15 protein-coding genes are annotated in these 17,935 nt (G+C 58.7%); 6 read left to right on the forward strand and 9 right to left on the reverse strand.

Annotated elements, in window-relative coordinates:
* Nucleotide 1: 1 nt before the first annotated feature.
* Both CKW35_RS08105 and CKW35_RS08110 read left to right on the forward strand, forming a co-directional pair.
* The gene (locus CKW35_RS08105) at nt 2-817 is read left to right on the forward strand and encodes a gamma-carboxygeranoyl-CoA hydratase (RefSeq protein WP_016488171.1); all 816 of its coding nucleotides are present in this window, start codon (nt 2-4) and stop codon (nt 815-817) included.
* Nucleotides 814-2,766, forward strand: coding sequence for an acetyl/propionyl/methylcrotonyl-CoA carboxylase subunit alpha (locus CKW35_RS08110; RefSeq protein WP_095115641.1), 1,953 nt, complete (start codon nt 814-816; stop codon nt 2,764-2,766). The genes CKW35_RS08105 and CKW35_RS08110 overlap by 4 nt, the downstream gene beginning before the upstream one ends.
* Before the next feature lie 216 nt (nt 2,767-2,982).
* Here CKW35_RS08110 and CKW35_RS08120 read toward each other — a convergent pair whose 3' ends face one another.
* A complete protein-coding gene (locus CKW35_RS08120; RefSeq protein ID WP_016488173.1) occupies nt 2,983-3,636 on the reverse strand; it encodes a LexA family transcriptional regulator in 654 nt (217 codons plus the stop codon).
* Nucleotides 3,637-3,766: 130 nt separating this feature from the next.
* Here CKW35_RS08120 and CKW35_RS08125 point away from each other — a divergent pair, with 130 nt between their 5' ends.
* Entirely contained in the window at nt 3,767-4,078 is a 312-nt protein-coding gene (locus tag CKW35_RS08125; protein WP_016488174.1) for a DUF6124 family protein, read from the forward strand.
* A gap of 436 nt (nt 4,079-4,514) precedes the next feature.
* Entirely contained in the window at nt 4,515-5,030 is a 516-nt protein-coding gene (locus CKW35_RS08130) for a DUF4880 domain-containing protein (protein WP_016488175.1), read from the forward strand.
* Between the two features lie 19 nt (nt 5,031-5,049).
* On the opposite strand, the gene CKW35_RS08135 is transcribed toward CKW35_RS08130, so the two are convergent.
* Nucleotides 5,050-6,027: a LysR family transcriptional regulator gene (locus tag CKW35_RS08135; RefSeq protein WP_016488176.1), complete on the reverse strand. Its 978-nt coding sequence runs from the start codon at nt 6,025-6,027 to the stop codon at nt 5,050-5,052.
* A 162-nt stretch (nt 6,028-6,189) separates the two neighbouring features.
* Between CKW35_RS08135 and CKW35_RS08140 the strand changes: the two genes are divergently transcribed.
* Nucleotides 6,190-7,206, forward strand: a complete 1,017-nt coding sequence (locus tag CKW35_RS08140) for a histone deacetylase family protein (protein ID WP_016488177.1) — start codon at nt 6,190-6,192, stop codon at nt 7,204-7,206.
* A 59-nt stretch (nt 7,207-7,265) separates the two neighbouring features.
* On the opposite strand, the gene CKW35_RS08145 is transcribed toward CKW35_RS08140, so the two are convergent.
* The 3 genes from CKW35_RS08145 to CKW35_RS08160 all read right to left on the reverse strand — a co-directional run bounded on the left by CKW35_RS08145 (nt 7,266) and on the right by CKW35_RS08160 (nt 12,455).
* Nucleotides 7,266-8,120 carry an endonuclease/exonuclease/phosphatase family protein gene (locus tag CKW35_RS08145; protein ID WP_023047563.1) on the reverse strand — a complete coding sequence of 285 codons (855 nt, stop codon included), beginning with the start codon at nt 8,118-8,120 and terminating at the stop codon, nt 7,266-7,268.
* A gap of 1,191 nt (nt 8,121-9,311) precedes the next feature.
* Nucleotides 9,312-11,072: a S8/S53 family peptidase gene (locus CKW35_RS08155; RefSeq protein WP_256583379.1), complete on the reverse strand. Its 1,761-nt coding sequence runs from the start codon at nt 11,070-11,072 to the stop codon at nt 9,312-9,314.
* Nucleotides 11,073-11,363: 291 nt separating this feature from the next.
* Complete coding sequence (locus tag CKW35_RS08160; RefSeq protein ID WP_095115648.1) at nt 11,364-12,455, reverse strand: hypothetical protein; 1,092 nt, start codon at nt 12,453-12,455, stop codon at nt 11,364-11,366.
* Nucleotides 12,456-13,204: 749 nt separating this feature from the next.
* Between CKW35_RS08160 and CKW35_RS08165 the strand changes: the two genes are divergently transcribed.
* On the forward strand, nt 13,205-13,882 hold the full coding sequence (locus CKW35_RS08165; protein ID WP_095115650.1) for a thioredoxin domain-containing protein: 678 nt from the start codon (nt 13,205-13,207) through the stop codon (nt 13,880-13,882).
* Between the two features lie 119 nt (nt 13,883-14,001).
* Here the strand turns inward: CKW35_RS08165 and CKW35_RS08170 are convergent, their stop codons facing one another.
* The 4 genes from CKW35_RS08170 to CKW35_RS08185 form a co-directional block, all read right to left on the reverse strand.
* Nucleotides 14,002-15,273: an OprD family porin gene (locus tag CKW35_RS08170; protein ID WP_095115652.1), complete on the reverse strand. Its 1,272-nt coding sequence runs from the start codon at nt 15,271-15,273 to the stop codon at nt 14,002-14,004.
* A 247-nt stretch (nt 15,274-15,520) separates the two neighbouring features.
* The gene (locus tag CKW35_RS08175) at nt 15,521-16,216 is read right to left on the reverse strand and encodes a hypothetical protein (RefSeq protein ID WP_016488184.1); all 696 of its coding nucleotides are present in this window, start codon (nt 16,214-16,216) and stop codon (nt 15,521-15,523) included.
* 16 nt (nt 16,217-16,232) lie between these two features.
* Nucleotides 16,233-17,126: a fumarylacetoacetate hydrolase family protein gene (locus CKW35_RS08180; RefSeq protein ID WP_095115654.1), complete on the reverse strand. Its 894-nt coding sequence runs from the start codon at nt 17,124-17,126 to the stop codon at nt 16,233-16,235.
* A 3-nt stretch (nt 17,127-17,129) separates the two neighbouring features.
* Entirely contained in the window at nt 17,130-17,930 is an 801-nt protein-coding gene (locus CKW35_RS08185) for a 2-keto-4-pentenoate hydratase (RefSeq protein WP_172455916.1), read from the reverse strand.
* Nucleotides 17,931-17,935 lie beyond the last annotated feature (5 nt).

Below are 17,935 nucleotides of genomic sequence, written 5' to 3' on the forward strand. Positions count from 1 at the left end.
CATGAGCGATTTCAGCACCCTTGAAGTAACCCGCGACCCACGCGGCTTCGCCACCCTGTGGCTGAGCCGCGAGGACAAGAACAACGCCTTCAACGCGCAGATGATCCGCGAGCTGATCGTCGCCATCGACCGACTGGCCGAAGACGCAAGCCTGCGCTTTGTGCTGCTGCGCGGCCGTGGCCGGCACTTCAGCGCCGGTGCCGACCTGGCCTGGATGCAGCAGTCGGCGCAGCTGGACTTCAACACCAACCTGGATGACGCCCACGAACTGGGCGAACTGATGTACGCCCTGCACCGCCTCAAGGCCCCTACCCTTGCCGTGGTGCAAGGTGCCGCCTTTGGCGGCGCGCTGGGCCTGATCAGCTGCTGCGACATGGCCATCGGCGCCGAAGATGCCCAATTGTGCCTGTCGGAAGTTCGCATCGGCTTGGCCCCGGCAGTCATCAGCCCGTTTGTGGTCAAGGCCATTGGCGAGCGTGCCGCGCGCCGCTACGCCCTTACCGCCGAGCGTTTCAGTGGCGTACGGGCCCGCGAGCTGGGGCTGCTGGCCGAGGTGTATCCGGCCAGTGAGCTGGACGCCCAGGTCGAAGCGTGGGTGAACAACCTGCTGCAGAACAGCCCGCAAGCCTTGCGCGCCACCAAGGACTTGCTGCGCGAAGTGGACGACGGCGAACTCAGCCCAGCCCTGCGTCGCTACTGCGAAAACACCATTGCCCGCATCCGCGTCAGCGCCGAAGGCCAGGAGGGCCTGCGCGCTTTCCTGGAAAAACGCCGCCCCGCCTGGCAAACCGATGACAAGAAGGAACCGCGCCCATGAGCCGCCCCGCTTTGACCACCCTGCTGGTCGCCAACCGTGGCGAAATCGCCTGCCGCATCATGCGCACCGCCAAGGCCATGGGCCTGACCACTGCCGCCGTGCACAGCGCAACCGACCGCGACGCCCGGCACAGCCGCGAAGCGGATATCCGCGTTGACCTGGGCGGTACCAAGGCCGCCGAAAGCTACCTGCTGGTCGACAAGCTGCTGGCCGCTGCCAAGACGAGCGGTGCCCAGGCCATTCACCCGGGCTATGGTTTCCTTTCCGAGAACGCAGGCTTCGCCCGGGCAATTGAACAGGCCGGGCTGATCTTTCTCGGCCCACCGGCCAGCGCCATCGACGCCATGGGCAGCAAGTCGGCGGCCAAAGCGCTGATGGAAGCCGCAGGTGTACCGCTGGTGCCGGGCTACCACGGCGAAGCCCAGGACCTGGACACCTTCCGCGCCGCCGCCGAACGCATCGGCTACCCGGTGCTGCTCAAGGCCAGCGCCGGCGGCGGCGGCAAGGGCATGAAAGTGGTTGAGGAAGAAAGCCAACTGGCCGATGCCCTGGCCTCGGCCCAGCGTGAAGCGCAGTCATCGTTCGGCGATGCGCGCATGCTGGTGGAAAAATACGTGCTCAAGCCGCGCCATGTGGAAATTCAGGTGTTTGCCGACCAGCACGGCAACTGCCTGTACCTCAACGAACGCGACTGCTCCATTCAGCGCCGCCACCAGAAAGTGGTAGAAGAGGCCCCTGCCCCTGGTCTGTCTCCCGAACTGCGCCGGGCCATGGGCGAAGCAGCGGTGCGTGCGGCTCAGGCGATCGGTTACGTGGGTGCCGGCACCGTGGAGTTCCTGCTGGATGCCCGTGGCGAGTTCTTCTTCATGGAGATGAACACCCGCCTGCAGGTGGAACACCCGGTCACCGAGGCCATTACCGGCCTGGACCTGGTGGCCTGGCAGATCCGCGTGGCCTGCGGCGAGCCCCTGCCGATCACCCAGGAGCAGGTGCCGTTGATCGGCCATGCCATCGAAGTGCGGTTGTACGCCGAGGACCCGGCCAACGAGTTCCTGCCGGCTACCGGCAAACTGGCGCTGTACCGGGAATCGGCGCCTGGCGAAGGTCGGCGGGTGGACAGCGGGGTCAGCGAAGGCGACGTGGTGTCGCCGTTCTATGACCCGATGCTGGGCAAGCTGATTGCCTGGGGTGAAAACCGCGAACAGGCACGCCTGCGCTTGCTGGCCATGCTAGACGAGTTTGCGATTGGCGGGTTGAAGACCAACATTGCCTTCCTGCGCCGCATTTTGGCCCACCCTGCGTTTGCGGCGGCAGAGCTGGACACCGGATTCATTCCACGCCACCAGGACGTGCTGCTGCCAGCGCCAGGTGCGCTGCCGGCGGGCTTCTGGGAGGCGGCAGCCGAAGCCTGGCTGCAAAGCCAGCCCGGGCATCAGCGCGATGACGACCGCAGTTCGCCATGGGGTGCGCACAACGGCCTGCGCCTGGGCCTGCCGGCACGCAGCAGCCTGCACCTGTTGAGCGGCGGGCAGGACCAGGCGGTTGCACTGGAACGCAGCGCTACGTCCACCTGGGAGTTAGTGGGCGAGCAACTGGTGCACGATGAGGCAGGTGTGCGCCGCCAGCATTTGGCGATTCGCCGCGACGGCACGCTGTACCTGCACTGGGATGGCGAGATGCACGCCATTCAGGCCTTCGACCCGATTGCCGAAGCCGAGGCCAGCCATGGCCATCAAGGCGGCCTGGGTGCGCCCATGAACGGTAGCATCGTGCGGGTGCTCGTCGAGCCGGGACAGGTAGTTGAAGCCGGTACGGCACTGGTGGTGCTGGAGGCCATGAAGATGGAACACAGCATTCGTGCGCCGCATGGCGGGACGGTGAAGGCGTTGTTCTGCCAGGAAGGGGATATGGTCAGCGAAGGGACGGTGCTGGTCGAGCTGGCTGAGTGAGGTAAGCGGGGTCCACCGCCTAGCTCGGACGGCGAAAGTTTGCGCGATCACTGTGGGAGCGGGCATGCCCGCGAACACCGGCAAAGCCGGTGCCATAAACCGCGTTGGATTCTTCGCGGGTGAACCCGCTCCCACAGGGCCAGCGCAATGCTTGAGATCGGCACCGTACTTGTGGGAGCCCCGCTTGGCGATGGGCTGCGCAGCAGCGCCGGCTATCTAGAAGGCCCCATGCACCCGCACGACCACCCCCAGGAACTCGCAGCCCTCTTCACACAGGATTGTCGGATAGCGCGTATTCAACGGTTTGAGCATCTTGTCGCCACCCTCCTCGACCAACTGCCGCAACACTGCAGGCCGCCCCGGCTGCCGCGCAATCACCAACCTGCCGGGCTCTGCCTGCAGGCCCGTGTCCACCAGCACTCGCATGCCCTCAGGCACGCTCTTGCCACTGGCTGCATTCATCGAGTCGTTTTCCACCACTAGCCAGAACGCATTGCCTGCGGGCATGTAATCCGTCTGTTCGTGGCATTTGCCCGCTTCAGGCAAAGGCCCCTGCAAGTCAGCCCAGGTCAGAACCGGGAAGCGGAAGCTTGCATAAAGCAGCGCTTGGGCTGATACCGGGGGCTCGACCGCATAGCGCCCAGGGGCTTCGCGCAAGATGTCACGCTCTACCACCATGACTTGTGCTTCCAGAAACACCAGGCCAAGTTTCTCGAGCTTTTCGTTTATGGTTTCCAGCGTCGGCCGCCGCGTGCCACGTAGCCAATGACCCACGCCACCCTGAGTCATGCCCAGCCGTTCGGCCAGCTTCAGCTGGCTGAGGTTGTGTTCGCGCTTGTAGCGCTTGAGAAATGCGTTCCAGTTTTCCATGAGCGGAAACAATACGGACTGTATTATCCGCAGCAATACACAATCTGAATTATTTATTTGATCATAATCAGTACAGATTGACCTATCCTCTGATTCCATTGTGTTTAAAGGGAAATCACAAGGTATCGCGATGAAACCACCGAAAAACGACGAAACAGATCTCGACAGCGAAGCCGCCCGCCGCGCCCTCGACTACTACCTCAATCCCAAGCCACAGCGCCCTACCCTGGACAACAAGATCTGGACCCTGCACGAGAGCGTCACGAGCGACCAGGCCCAGGAACATGCCATCGCCCTGCTGCGCTGCGCCGCCGCCACCGCGCAGGAAACTGCCAGCCACCAGCATGGCAGCCAGCGCGAACTGACCTACGCGTTGATGCACATGATGGACATGGCCCGCGCCCTGCTGGAGCACAATCGCGCCGCAGATCCGGAATTCTGAAGTAAAAAAGAAAGGGAGAGAACGTGATGGCCTGGAACGGCAAATGCCCCGATTGCCGGGACAAGGAAGCGCATCGGTAAAACTTTTTTACCGAAATGGATAAAAATCATTTGACTGGCAAATGATAACGATTATTATTGCACTCAGCTGATCGCGAGACCAGCTGGATAACCTGGAGCTTAGGTCGCTCTCAGATTATCTCCTCATCAGGCTAATCACGGTTTTTGACCCGGCTTTTTGCCGGGTCTTTTTTTTGGCTCTTCAGGCTAATGAAGATCGTAATGGCGCGCATGATAGCAAAGGTGTTTCAGGGCGTGAACGCTCATTACAAAACTTTGCGGAATCAGCACTTGAGAATCAATCTCGTTTCGCCTACGCTGGTTCCGCATCAAGGAAGATGCCCCCACCCCTCCCCCTTTCATGCAAGGAGCTGTCCATGACCCGTCTGCTACTGCCCCTTGAGCACCCAACGCCTGTTACCGAACACGATCCCGATCGCGCCTTGCTGCATGCGCTCAAGCGGCTGCCACGGCGTGTGCAGCAAGTGTTCCTGCTCAACCGCCTCGACCAACTGGACTTCGCCAGCATCGCTGCCCGCCTCGACTTGCCCCTGGCGAGCATCGAGCAAAACATGGACCAGGCGCTGCAGGCCGGGCGCTCACGCCGTGATGTGCTGTCGAGTGTTGCCGGGCAATGGTATGTGCGCTTGCAAAGCCCACAGGTGACCGCTTGCGAACGGATCGACTTTCGTCGCTGGCTGGATGCGGATACGGCAAACCTGCAAGCGTTTCACGAAACCGAACTGCGCTGGCGCAGCCTGTTGGCCCCGGCACGGCAACTGGGCCATGACGGCTGGTACCGGCAAGGCAGGGCGGCGCTGTCGCTGGGTGGGTGCTCGATTGCGGTCGGGCTTGGCGTGGCGGCGTTGGTAGTGTTTGGTCTCTGGGCCTGATTACGCACCCGTACGTCGGTCAAAAGCGCTCGGCCGGGTCTGTGGTCATGAGCATCTGCTGGAAGCGCTCCAGAAAGATCGACTCGGCTTGGGTAAACTTCTGTTCCCGGTTCCACAGCAGGTACACGTTCACATCGATCACCCCGTCCCACGGCGGCAGTCGCCACAGCTCATTGGCCTGGACATCCGCCGCGACGATGTGCTCCGGCAGGCAGCCGATGCCGTAACCGGCCCCCACCAGCCGCAGAATTTCATCCAGGCTGGGTGACGATGCAACAATACGCCCGGTAAACCCCTGCTGATCACGAAACACCGTCAGCGGCGACAGGTTGCCGCCCATCTGGTCACTGGTGAAGCTCACAAAGTTCTCGCCCTGCAGATCCGCCAGGGTGAGGTTCTTGCGACCGAACAAGCGATGGCGCTTGCCACAGAAAAACGCGTAGCGTTGTTCTAACAGCACCCGTTGTTCAAGCCGGGGCTGGGGCGTGCGGCACAGGCTCAGGCCGAACGAGGCGGTCTTCTGCAACAAGCCACTGGCCACATCCGAACTACGCAGCACATCGATCTCCACCTCCACCTGGGGGTAGTCACTGTGGAATTGTGCAAGAAACTCATCATACACGCGGGACTGGATACGGCTGATGCTCAGCAGGCGGATCTTGCCCGTCACAGTTTCGGCAGGGCGGTCCAGCGCAGGCCCCAGCCGCGAGACCGTGCCGTATAGCTCGGCAGCGATCTGCATTACCTCCTCCCCCGCCTGCGACAGGTTGATGCGTGGCCCGCGGCGTACCACCAAGGCACTGCCCAACTGCTCCTCAAGACGCCTCAGCGCCTGGCTTACCGCCGGCTGGCTCAAGTGCAGCCGTGCCGCAGCGCGGCTGATACTGCCCTCCTGGCCGATCACCAGAAATGTTCGCAACAGGTTCCAGTCGAGGCGATCGTTGAGGAAACGCTTGGCTTCGGGGTCCCTGGTGAAGGGCGTTGTCGTCGGCATCATTATTTGTTGATCTTATACTGGAGTATTCGAATTAGAAGCTTTTCCTAGCATAGGACCTGGCCCAATATCTGGCAACGCACCACCAGGTGCCTTTGTCATACCCGTGCTGAGGGTTCTCCCCGAACTGGGCGATTGATCGCACGCGTTACCAAGAGGTGATCCATGAAAGCGTTTTTCCATCCAGCTCAACGCCTGCACCACCCCCGCTCCTATCTGTCACGTGGGCAGATGCGCCAACCACAGGAAGTGCCGGCACGCATCGAACCGCTGCTGGCAGTGGTCAATAAGCTAGGCTACCCGCTGTTCGAGCCCGCTGACCACGGCCTGGCGCCGCTGGCGGCGGTGCATGGCCAGGCGTATCTGGACTACCTGGGCAGCGCCTACCAGCAGTGGCATGAAGTGCCGGAAGACTGGGGCGATGAGGTGATGTCCAACATCTACATCCGTGAAGGCAACCCGTTGCGCGGCATCCTCGGCAAGACCGCCCGCTACCTGGCCGATGGCAGTTGCCCGATCGGCGAGCACACCTGGCAGGCCGCCTACTGGTCGGCGCAGAGCGCAGTGGCCGCAGCACATGCGGTGATCGAAGGCGACCAGGCCGCTTATGCGCTGTGCCGGCCGCCAGGGCACCATGCCCGCGCCGAAGCGGCGGGTGGGTTCTGCTATCTGAACAATGCCGCAATCGCCGCCCAGGTGCTGCGTGGCAAGTTCGACAAAGTGGCCATGCTCGACACCGACATGCACCACGGCCAGGGCATCCAGGAAATTTTCTACGAGCGCAACGATGTATTGTACGTGTCGATTCATGGCGACCCGACCAACTTCTACCCCGTGGTCGCCGGGTTCGATGATGAGACCGGAGCGGGTGCAGGAGCAGGCTTCAACCTGAACCTGCCCATGGCACACGGCGCCAGCGAAGCGGATTTCTTAGCCTGCATGGACCAGGCGGCAACAGCGCTGCACGCCTTCGCTCCCGACGTGCTGGTGCTGTCGCTGGGCTTTGATATCTACGAAAACGACCCCCAATCCAAGGTCCACGTCAGCCATGAAGGGTTTTACCTTCTGGGGCAGCGGATCAAGGCGCTGGGCCTGCCTTGCGTGGTGATCCAGGAGGGTGGCTACGACATTGCGACCCTCGATGAAAATGCCTCGCGCTTTTTTGCCGGGATGGCTGCCTAAGGCAACACCCGTGCGGCGCCGAACCTGAGCGACACGCGAGCTTGTGCAGCAATAATCGACTACGGGCTGGTCCACTCCAGCTCAACCACCACTGGGAAGTGATCCGAGGGAAGCACGCCGTTGATGAGGCGATCGTCGGTAACGAAGCTGCGCGCATGGAAGCCGCGCTCCAGCACCCAGTCCACGCGCACTGTGGCCTTGCCGGTGAAACCATGGAAGGTATTGCTTGGCCCCCGCGGGGTTTTCACTACAGGACGGGTATCCTGCAATACGCGGGAAAGCGCCAGGTAAGCCGAACTGCCGGGTTCAGCATTGAAATCACCTGTTAGCACCACGGGCACGCCAATGGGTAATTTGTCGACGCGAGCGGCGATCAGCTCTGCCCCCTTGACCCGCGCCGTCTCATCCTCTGCGCGATAAGGCAGATGAGTATTCAGGAAATAGAAACGGCGGCCGTCCTCGATCCGACGGAATAACGCCCAACTGACCATGCGAGGAAAGAGATTGCCCCAGCTGACGCTCCCTGCAACGTCAGGCGTGTCCGACAGCCAAAAGTCACCCCATTGTTCCGCCGTCATCTGCGTGCTGTCGTAGAACACACCCATATGTTCATCGCCGTCGCCGCCGCGTCGCCCCTCCCCGAACCAACGGTAGCCGGGAAGGTGAGCTGCCAGATAATCAGCCTGCTCCTGCACGAGCTCCTGAGTACCGATAACAGCGGGCTGGACATCCAGAATCATCGTGACCATCGCGGCCCGACGGTCTTCCCACCGCTTACCAGGCGCAGCGTCGACCGGTGTGCGCACATTGAATGACATGACCTTCAACGATTCGGGCAGCCCTGCCCAAACATTACCCGGCAGTACAAGTATCAGCAGCGCCAGCAGTATAGGTTGATAGATGGACACCCTCATGGAATCCCTCCGTAGATCCGCATAGGGGGTAGGCTACTGATGAAGGCACATCAGGTTCACACATTACCTCTGCGGGTCAGCGCACGCCCTGACGACGTTTTTTAACTCATCAACATTCGCTCGCTTACGCGCCTCTCGAGCAATGACTTTGAATCGCGTGACGCTTTGTGTCCACTAGCAAAAATGACAGGTCAGTTCAAACTCGTGCCGGGCAGCATTGGCATTGCGCCAACCTGCTTGGTTTACGAAAAAGGCAGAACCTTGGCAAGCACGACCCAGCCGTGAAGCGCGGCTGGTGTTTATAAGCACGATCGAGATCGAGGATGAGACGCACTCAAGGTAAAACCAAAGCAAGGTGACTGAGGGGGTAGATAAGAAAAAAATTAATTGCCAGGCACTGTAGTCCAGCGTGTTCGACGGGGAACTGCCTACCCTATATGCAGTGACTGACAACACATTTTGCTCATTTATGCCAAGCAGGCGCAACGATAAAGTTGACTATCAAGCTGGGGTTTACTGTAATCCTATAGTTTGTTGAACGTGGCAGGTCCCGCTACGTGTATTCCTACACGGAGGTTAGATGCTCAACAGGACCACAGAAGATTGGGAGCGATTGCGAGAGTTACCGGCATTGCTCAAGGAGCTCCCTCATCTCGCTGCAGGGTTGGGATTTACCTTCTACAGCTTCAGATACACCAGCCCCCCCTACGAGGTCCACTCAGAAAACCTCTTACCCGGCGGACGCAGGATCGTCCAGGCGGCATTGGATTTTCGACCCCCTTATCTTCAAAGCTCGGACATCCCATTGTTATGGGAACCCAAAACATTCGCCAAGGGCCCGGCTCTGTGGTCGCAGGCTCGGGAACTGGGCCTTTGTCATGGGTGGTTACAGCCTGTGCATCAAGGGGTTATCCGCAGCTGCCTGGCCCTGCTACGCCCCCACGTCAGCATGTCTATTACAGAGCTTTATGAGAAAGCTGCCGGCGTCATGTGGTTGACCGAACGACTGCACCTTGCCGCCGGACGCGATGCAGCTGTCAGGTCAAAGTCAGTTTCCCTGGGACTGGGATAGCCAGAACAACGTGTTGAAGCGCCCGCTGGCCCCACAAGGGCGAAGGTGTCAATGAGCGGCGTTTCGATGAGGCTCGACATGTAACAGCCGTCCCGCGTGCTGGTGCTCATCCACTCCTGCTATTCAAGTAACTCACCACCACCATCTTCAGCCATGGACGGGTGACGCTTTGTCTTGACCGCAAGCGCCAAGGCTTGATGCATATCCAGCCGTGCAAACTGCTCAACTGCGCAAGCAACATTGTTCGAGCAAGCGGCAGCTCTGATCGGTCGCGTCGGCCCAATGCGGCGTGCCTGATCAGGTCTGGCAATCATCGGCAATGCACTCTCGCGTAACAAGTGCTTGATTTGTCGTGGGGTGAGATCAGGGTTGATGGAAATCATCGCAGCGACCACGCCAGTGACCAGGGCTGCGGCATACGAAGTGCCACACCCTCCACCCCGCCCGGCCCTCACCGCAGTCGATCGAGAGGGATTCGGACACGCGGCAGCACTGATGTCGATACGAGGGCCAACGTTTGAACTGCTACGAGGCACTGCGAAACGAGGGTCAGCCACATCCACAACCTGGCGACTTCGCTGATGCCCACCCACTACTACAAGCTGAGCTGATGACAATGATGCAGGCAGATGATCATCGGTAGTGGAGGCGCTATTACCCGCTGAATTGACCACCACAACGCTCGAATGCCGGTGTTCTAACCAATCAAAGAAACGCCTCAATAACAATTCGTACCCGGCCATTGCCTCGTCGGTGCGGACGTTGATATCTACAGGTTCGCCCCTCAGGTTGAGCGTTCCTATCCGGTGAACCCCCCAGCTCCAATTGAGCACCCGCGCACCGTCTTCAACAAGGTTCACCGAAGCAGCGATGCGAGCCGTAACACCTGACGCTGCGCCGCGATCCACAATGATGTCGAAGCGCCCGCCCACGGCACCCAACCGACTTAGAAAAGCCACATTGCCGCGCGGATACAGGCGAGCCGCAAGTATTCCGGCAACCACTGAGCCGTGCCCGTTTATCGCAGAACTGTGGCGGGCGTAAAGGCACGTGCCGACGCCTTTGCACGGCGCTGCAAACGCCGAGAAATCAGTCGATTCAAAATTGACACCCTTCTCTACCACGCCGACTACCACGTTAGTTGGCTGAAAACTCCGCCCTTGCTCACGAACATTGTGCTTGAAGGCCTCCACTGCCTGCTCGAGTTTGTTGGCGATCCACCCCGCCTGGTCAGGCGGCTCGATGATTCGTTCAGGATCTTCCGGTCGCTCTGGGTTGTCATCCTCCACTACGATCCCCTGCACGGCAGGGTCGCTTTTCATGCTGCTCACGATGCTGTGACGCGCTGCCAATGTGCGAGCGCGCAGACGCACTTGAACAACATTCAAAGGCGGTATCACCCCAACGATGTCCACGTCGTACTGAAGCGCAATCCTTCGCGTCTCCAGCAGGCCGTTAGTATTTTCACGCAAGATCAAACTGATCAAATCCAGAGCAGTCACCACCCGGTCATTGATAGTCACGAGACGGTCTTGGCTGGGAGATTGCACCCAGCTTTGCCTTGTGCTGAGCCAGACCGCGTTGCTCGTAAACCCGCCAGCACTTAGCCAAACCGGGCCACTGTTCACCCCCTCAGCTAAGTTGAAGCACAGGGAATCCCGCTGCTGCTTGACACGCGATATGGGCAAAGTAACTCCATCGACCACCACAGCTGGAGGTGCCTGATTCACACCCCGCACTTGCGCGCACCATTTTTGAAAGCCGGCCGTGTCGCCACGACCATAAGGCGCGAGGTCATCTATTCGTAACGTGTCGGAAGCTTCAGCGCCGCAGGTCAGGAGGATCGCCGCCCAAGCCGTTAACAACATTCGTCCGTTCATTTCTGCCACTTCCCTGTTGCTGTGAGGAAGTGCCCGACGGTTGTTCTTGTGACTCGCGCAGCTCAGCCTCCTCGCTGACCATGACCCTAAATCGCTTGGCGAGGCCTGCCTACTGGTAAAAATGTCAGTCCAGCGCCAGCGGCTTCAAGCTCCGAAACCGTCCAACTGCATGGCTTTAAAGTGGAGAAATAGATCTTCACTACCGCCTGCTGGTGTAAATCAGCCCGATGATTTCCGTGGCCGGTGATCGCTGGCTACCCGAATGAGACCGATCAGCACCTAGGTTCCAACTTACTCTGCGCCGAAGGTTACGACACTGTAGCCAAATTCGTGCTCTTGACGCCTGCTGTGCGTCTCGGGATCTTCCACCCTTACCCGGTCGTCGTCATGCACGATCAGCACATGGCTGTCGTCAAGTACCTCCACACCCTCGGGCTTGTGGTTGAAGGCCACCACAGCCCCTTCTTCAAGCCTGACAGGCTGAGGCTCACCAAGCTTAGAGCCTTCAAACGGCAACACCCACAAGAAGCCGCCAATCTCTTTCTGGCCGACCTCCTTACCGTCTCGCTCGTAACTGGTAACTGCGTAAAGGCGGTCTTGGTTGTAGCGGTCAAACTCGAGCCCAGAAAGCCCCAACTCAGGATACGCCCCTGCCTCCATACCCAGTTTTTCGACCAGTTCGTCAGGCGTCAGGCTCAAAACAATCTCAAATTGGTCGCCAAGCTGAACGCCCTGCTCATTGATGGAGCAAGAAATTGACAGCAATAAAAACGAGAATTTTGCTTGTTTGCTCTCTTTACCATGCTTACGAATACCTATCAGCAAACGGTCGCCAGGCGAAGTAGAAATCGCCTCAATCTGATAATAAGACGAGCCTACGGCTTCGTTAATTTTCGCCCGCAAAGATTGCGAGTTTGTCACCTGAGTGCCCGTTGATACAGAGATGACCTTAGCATTTTTTGGTTCGCTCACTGGCCAGTAGAGCAACGTATTGAGGGCGTCATTGGAAGGATTGTTGAACGCAGTGATGGCGATGACATACTTCCCATCCAGCGTGGTTGTAAGGCCTTCAAACTTGTCTGCCTTGAGCAGCACCGTTCCCTCTAGATAGGAGGGCGTGCCGACGATACGATGATCATCAAGTGCCATTGTAAAAATTGCAGGACCACCAGGCCTAGGCATTTTCTTGTCATTAGCAAGGATGAGATTTTCGCCGACTCGCGCCACACCCGAAACTTCACAGTTCACACCGTTACCGGCCGTGAAACAGGGGGCCAGGTAATTCTGCACAGCTTTAGCAGGTACACCAACTGGAGCAGCGCTTGGGCTCTGCAGGTGAAGCATCAGGCCCGCGACTGCGAGTGATTTGACAAGTGTGTTCATAGGTCCCACTCCTTGTACGCGACATTCCGTGTGAAGGAACAACATACATAGAATTGGACCTATGAAGAACTGGCAATTTTGACAGGTAGTGGTTTTCCGGTCTTCACGGCGGCGACCTTGTATAGCGCGTTCAGCCGCGGATTGTTCTAATGGCAGCAATGCATCCTTTGACAATACGTTCCGCTTGATCATCTGAAATACTACTATTCATCGAAAGCCGAACCAACGCGGCAACAGATGGCGCCCGCCCCACACTGCATTCAAACGCTCTTGTACAAACGACTTCACTCTGGTACTGACAAAATCTGGCAGCCTTGGTCCGGCGTCGTTATCTATAGGCTTCATCACACTCACCCAGCCCGTTGCCCTTGATCATATGAATCCGCTTTCATCAAATTGACTACTGGCGAAAATATCAGGCAAAGATCTGATATTTTTTAGGCGGTACCTTGAGATGAAGCCAGACTGGCTTATATGGCCGAAACCGGTCGTTCGGCGGTCGGATAGCTAAATGGCCGAGGGAAATAGCCTGTGAGGGTGGGATTCTGTCCAAGTCGATAGACCTGCTGTTTCGCGCCGTGCGAGCCAGCCTGTGCCTGCCGTTGGCAATGACGGAACTGGGGGGAAAAACCGCGCGTCATACCCTCATGCAGGGACACGGCATCACCGAACTCGGCTCATGACATCGACCGTGCACGTGGCAACGAGCCTTTAAAGCGGGTTAACCAGGAACTGTCAGGAGCGACACCATGCGCAAACGGATAACGGCGCAAAACCTGAAATGGACCTGCGGTTGGCTCGCTGTCGCGGGTCTGGCTCTGTGCTGGTGGCTACCGCTACCCTTACACCCCGCTGCCGATAGCGGCCCACCGTGGATCTATGGCAACCCCGAAGCACGCTTTACGGTCACGCTCTATACCAACCTTGAATGCCCCCATTGCCGGTTCTACCTGCCCCAACTGCAGCGCTGGATCGTCACCAACGATCACGTCAACCTGGCCTGGCCCGATCTGCCGTTGCCACAAAACGAGCCTGCATCCAGTCGCGAAGCGCGGCTGCTCGAATGCGTAGGCCAGCCCGAAGGCCCAGAGGGCCTGTGGGGGGCAGGTGTCTGGGTCTACCTGCACTCGCAAAGCAACGGCCAGGGGTTGGCCACCGTCAGCACCTCTTCCGGTGGGACGCCAGGCCTGCAACGCTGCCTGGCGGGTGAAGCGGTGGCTCAAACCGCGGCCCGCCAAAACACGGAAGCCTCGCAGAACGGATTGAACGCCACACCGACTCTGCGCCTGATCGACAATCACACCCAACACACCGTGATCCTGGAAAGCCCCATCGAACCCGATGCGCTGCTGTCCGCAGTGGACCTGTTGAGCGCACCCGAACTTTCCGAAATGCCTGCGGACGTGATAAGCGATATGCCCAGGTAAGCCACGTTCGGTACGGCGCTGAGAAACGCGTCGCGGTCTTTGTACCTAAAATTCAGGGCTACCTGCCTACGGGCTGGACGCTGCGTGGCCTGATACAGACTGCCGCCCATCCCTACGCATCAAAACAGCGAAAACGGATAGTTGAGGACCAATCGGTTTTCATTGAAGCTTGTATGGGTGCCCCAACCCCGACGTAACGTCGAATTCCGCCATTTGATATTCAAGTCTTTGAGCGCGCCAGCCTGGAACACATAGGCCAGTTCGGTCTCCCGCCCCCACTCCTTGACACCAGTCTCTCCCCCAACATGAATACCGCTACCTTTGATATAGCGGTTCATAAGCACCAGACCCGGAACGCCCAACGCCACAAAATTATAATCGTGGCGCACCTGCCAGGAACGCTCATTGGCATTTTCGTAGCTGGAGCTGAAGCTGTCGTTGGCCAATGAGCCACCTGAAGTGCCGTTGACTTTCATCCAGCCGTCCTGGCCGGAAACCTTCTGCAGGCCTATGTAAAAGGTGTTCGCACCGTGCATCGCGGAAAACAATCCAGACCAGGTCCGGTTGTCGAGACCACCCGCCAATGATCGCCCGTCATCCTTCCCCGTGAACCATTGGACGTTGGCACCCAGTGTCCATGTGCCAATGGGCTGGCTGTGAGTGATCTGGATCATCTGCTGGCGGTAGATATCCTTCAACTCAGCGCCCCAACCACCGAGCAACGTCCGCTTGTCGTTGAACGTGTACTCACCACCCACAAAGTTGAACCGATCCGAAAAGACGCCCGGCTTCTGGGCAAGGAACATATCGTCCATGCTGGCATCGTTTCGTGGGCTGTTGGCTCGGAATTGGCCGCCATACAAAGTGAGATTTTCGATCTCTCGAGAAGTGACCTGCGCACCTCTGAACGTCTGCGGCAACGAACGCCCGTCATCGGAACGCAAGATCGGTAGTGTAGGCATCCATTCGCCGACCTTGAGCTCCGTAGCGGAGATCCTGACTTTGCCTGCAATGGCCAGCCGCCCATAATCATCTGCCGCTTGGCCATCGTCATGAATCGGCAGCAATTGGGTCCCCGGCGTGCCACGGCCACCGTCCAGTTTCACAGCGTAAAGACCCATGGCGTCCAGACCAAAACCTACCAAGCCTTGGGTGAAGCCGGACTTGTAGTTCAAGATGAACGCCTGGCTCCACGCCTCGGCCTTACTTTGAGTCGCGGAGTCGCTGACATAGTTGCGGTTAATATAATAATTACGCAGGTTCAATCCTGCCGTTGAATCCTCTACAAACCCGGTTTCGACTGCCTGCGCGCCGATTGCAGTACTCAGCAGCGGCACGGCGACAAACACGTTTGCGTGACTGAAAATAGAGCCGGATGCGCGGATTTTCATTTTTATTTTTCCACAACAGATAGTTAATTGAAACGCAGCCCTTCACGCCGAACATTCATTCAACGAGGTTTTAATTCTTGTTATCGTTTGACGCATCACCCTTGAATAGCGTTTTTTTTTCGCACGCACTGCAGCGCCGGGACGCTGGCTGAAAAAGAGCGCGCCCGCAGCGTGCTTATCTGCACGCGCGGCGCACCCAAAGGAGCAAAACGCGGAACGTTGTTTGCTTAGTGCAGCTCGGCAATTATCACCCGGCGCTGGAAGGGGTCTTGCAGCGGGTGTATTCCAGTTGATAAAGCGTCGTGGCAAGTTGCGGTTCAGGTTCGTCCAGCACGTTGCCAACGGCCTCGACCAGTTGCGCTCTGGCATGCCCGACATAGTCTGCGGCACAGCCTTCGATGATGATGATCCAGGATGGGATTTCAGTACCCTCCGATCGGGCCTTTTTCTCCGCAGTCTCAACCTTGCTGACGGCCTCATCGGCGGTGCAAAGGTGGATCCCCGTGATCCCCTGAGCATCGGCCAGTGGAGGCAGCACCTGATCACGCAACGCCTGGAGAACGTCTGCGTGGCGTTCGGCGGTTACATTGAAGCGCAGGGTGACCAGGTAGGCGCCATTTCCTACGCCGGCGGTGTAGTGCACGTCACAGATCGATCGAGCAACATTGCGATACGACTGCACGACTTTCTGTGTCCAGGGTGTCGGCGCATTGAGGCGAGCCAGGTAATCTGCCCCCCCTAACACCCCGACGGTATCGGCCTCGTACAGATTGAAATAGAGAGGCCCCGCATCGAGCGCGATGTATCGCCGTCCCCGCTGAAAACCAGGGATCGCCGCGCGCTCTGGCATGTGCTCACGGTTATGCCACTCGTAGAACTCATCCCGCGCCTCGGGCAAAAGATCATGCCAAATTGCGACTACGCCTGTTCCTGCAAAACTCATATCTTTTACTCCGGGGTCAATCAACGTTAGGGTAGCGACCGTCAACCCAGGCTGCGCCCATCTCCGAAACATAGGGAACTACAGTCTGGCACTGCTCGCCCAACCCCGTTCCACCTACACGCATGACGTCCCCGGCCTTGAGAAACACATGCGGCTTCTGGCCCAGGCCTACGCCGGGCGGTGTGCCGGTGATGATGACGTCACCCGGCAGCAGGGGCATGAAACGACTGAGGTAGGACACGATGTGAGCCACGCTGAAAATCATCGTCCGAGTGTTACCGTTCTGATAACGCTTGCCGTTCACTTCCAGCCAGAGGTCGAGGTTCTGCGGGTCGGCGATTTCATCACGAGTCACCAGCCAAGGGCCAAGTGGCGCGAAGGAAAAGCTGCTCTTGCCCTTTGTCCATTGCCCTTCGTACTCAAGCTGATAGGCGCGCTCGGAGACATCGTTTGCCAGGCAGTAACCGGCGATATGATCCAGCGCCTTGCTTTCATCTACGTGCCAGGCAGGTGAACCAATCACGATGGCCAGTTCGACCTCCCAGTCGAGCTTCTTTGCATCACCCGGCAGGATCACAGGGTCATTTGCACCACTGATGGCCCCGGTGTGCTTGTTGAACACCACAGGTTGGCTCGGAATGGGCGTGTTGGTTTCGGCGGCGTGGTCAGAATAATTGAGGCCGATACAGATCAGGTTCGGCACGCTGCCCACGCACGGGCCCAAACGTGTCCCGGCCGGTACCAGTGGCAGGCGCTCAATGTCGATGCCTCGTAGTTTTTCGAGACTGGACGGTGCCAGCGCTGCGGCATCGATATCATCGACGATGCCAGAAAGATCCCTGACCTGTCCTCGAGCATCCAAAATCCCAGGCAGTTCTTGTCCTGGCAAACCGAAACGAACCAAGCGCATACGTTACTCCTCAAGCGTTGAAAAAAAGACAGACAGGGATCCTGCCTCGCCGAACTGGATGTCCAGCGGCTGGTGGGTGGGAACTTCGAGCAGCCCTGCATAGGACCCGGTGATCACGACCTGACCCGCTTGCAGATCGATGCCATGTGCAGAGAGAAAATTTGCCAGCCAGACAATCGGTGAGACGGGGTCTTGATCCGGGTGAGTGCCGGCAATGCTCACAGGCTCTACACCTGGATGACTCAGGGTTACATCGAGGTGAGTGGGCAAATTGTTCGCGTTCAGCGAAATGGCACGTGGCCCCAGCACTAACCCATGGTTGAACAACCCGTCAGCCAGCAACTGCTCGAACGGGACTTTCTGCGGATCGGTGTACCGACAGTCGATTACCTCGAGTGCCAGGTGTACCTGGCCGATGGCCCGCGCAATGTCATCGGCCGTGTACGGCGCCGCGCGGGCAGGAAGACTGGCGCCCAACACGCAAGCAAGCTCGGGTTCGATTCGCACTGTGGAAGTTGCGAAGCCCAGGGGGTATCGGTCGCAACTCACGATGCTATCGGTGTAGATGGGCGCGACTATCCACTTGCCAGGTTTGGGCAATGCGCATTTCCATCCGCCCACTTTTTTCCCAGCCAGCACACCGACATGCTGCTGTATCTGGAAGCCTTGCTCCAGGCTCAGTGACGCCTCATTGCAGGGCAGAGCATCTAGTCGATTACCCGTTTGGCGTGCTTTCGCGAGGTACGCGGCGGCTTGCATAAGGGTTGGTTCACGCGCATCAGCTGATTGACTGCACTGATCCATGAGCT

Origin of the sequence: Pseudomonas sp. Irchel 3F3 (genome assembly GCF_900187545.1) — a bacterium.
Lineage (GTDB): Bacteria > Pseudomonadota > Gammaproteobacteria > Pseudomonadales > Pseudomonadaceae > Aquipseudomonas > Aquipseudomonas fortuita.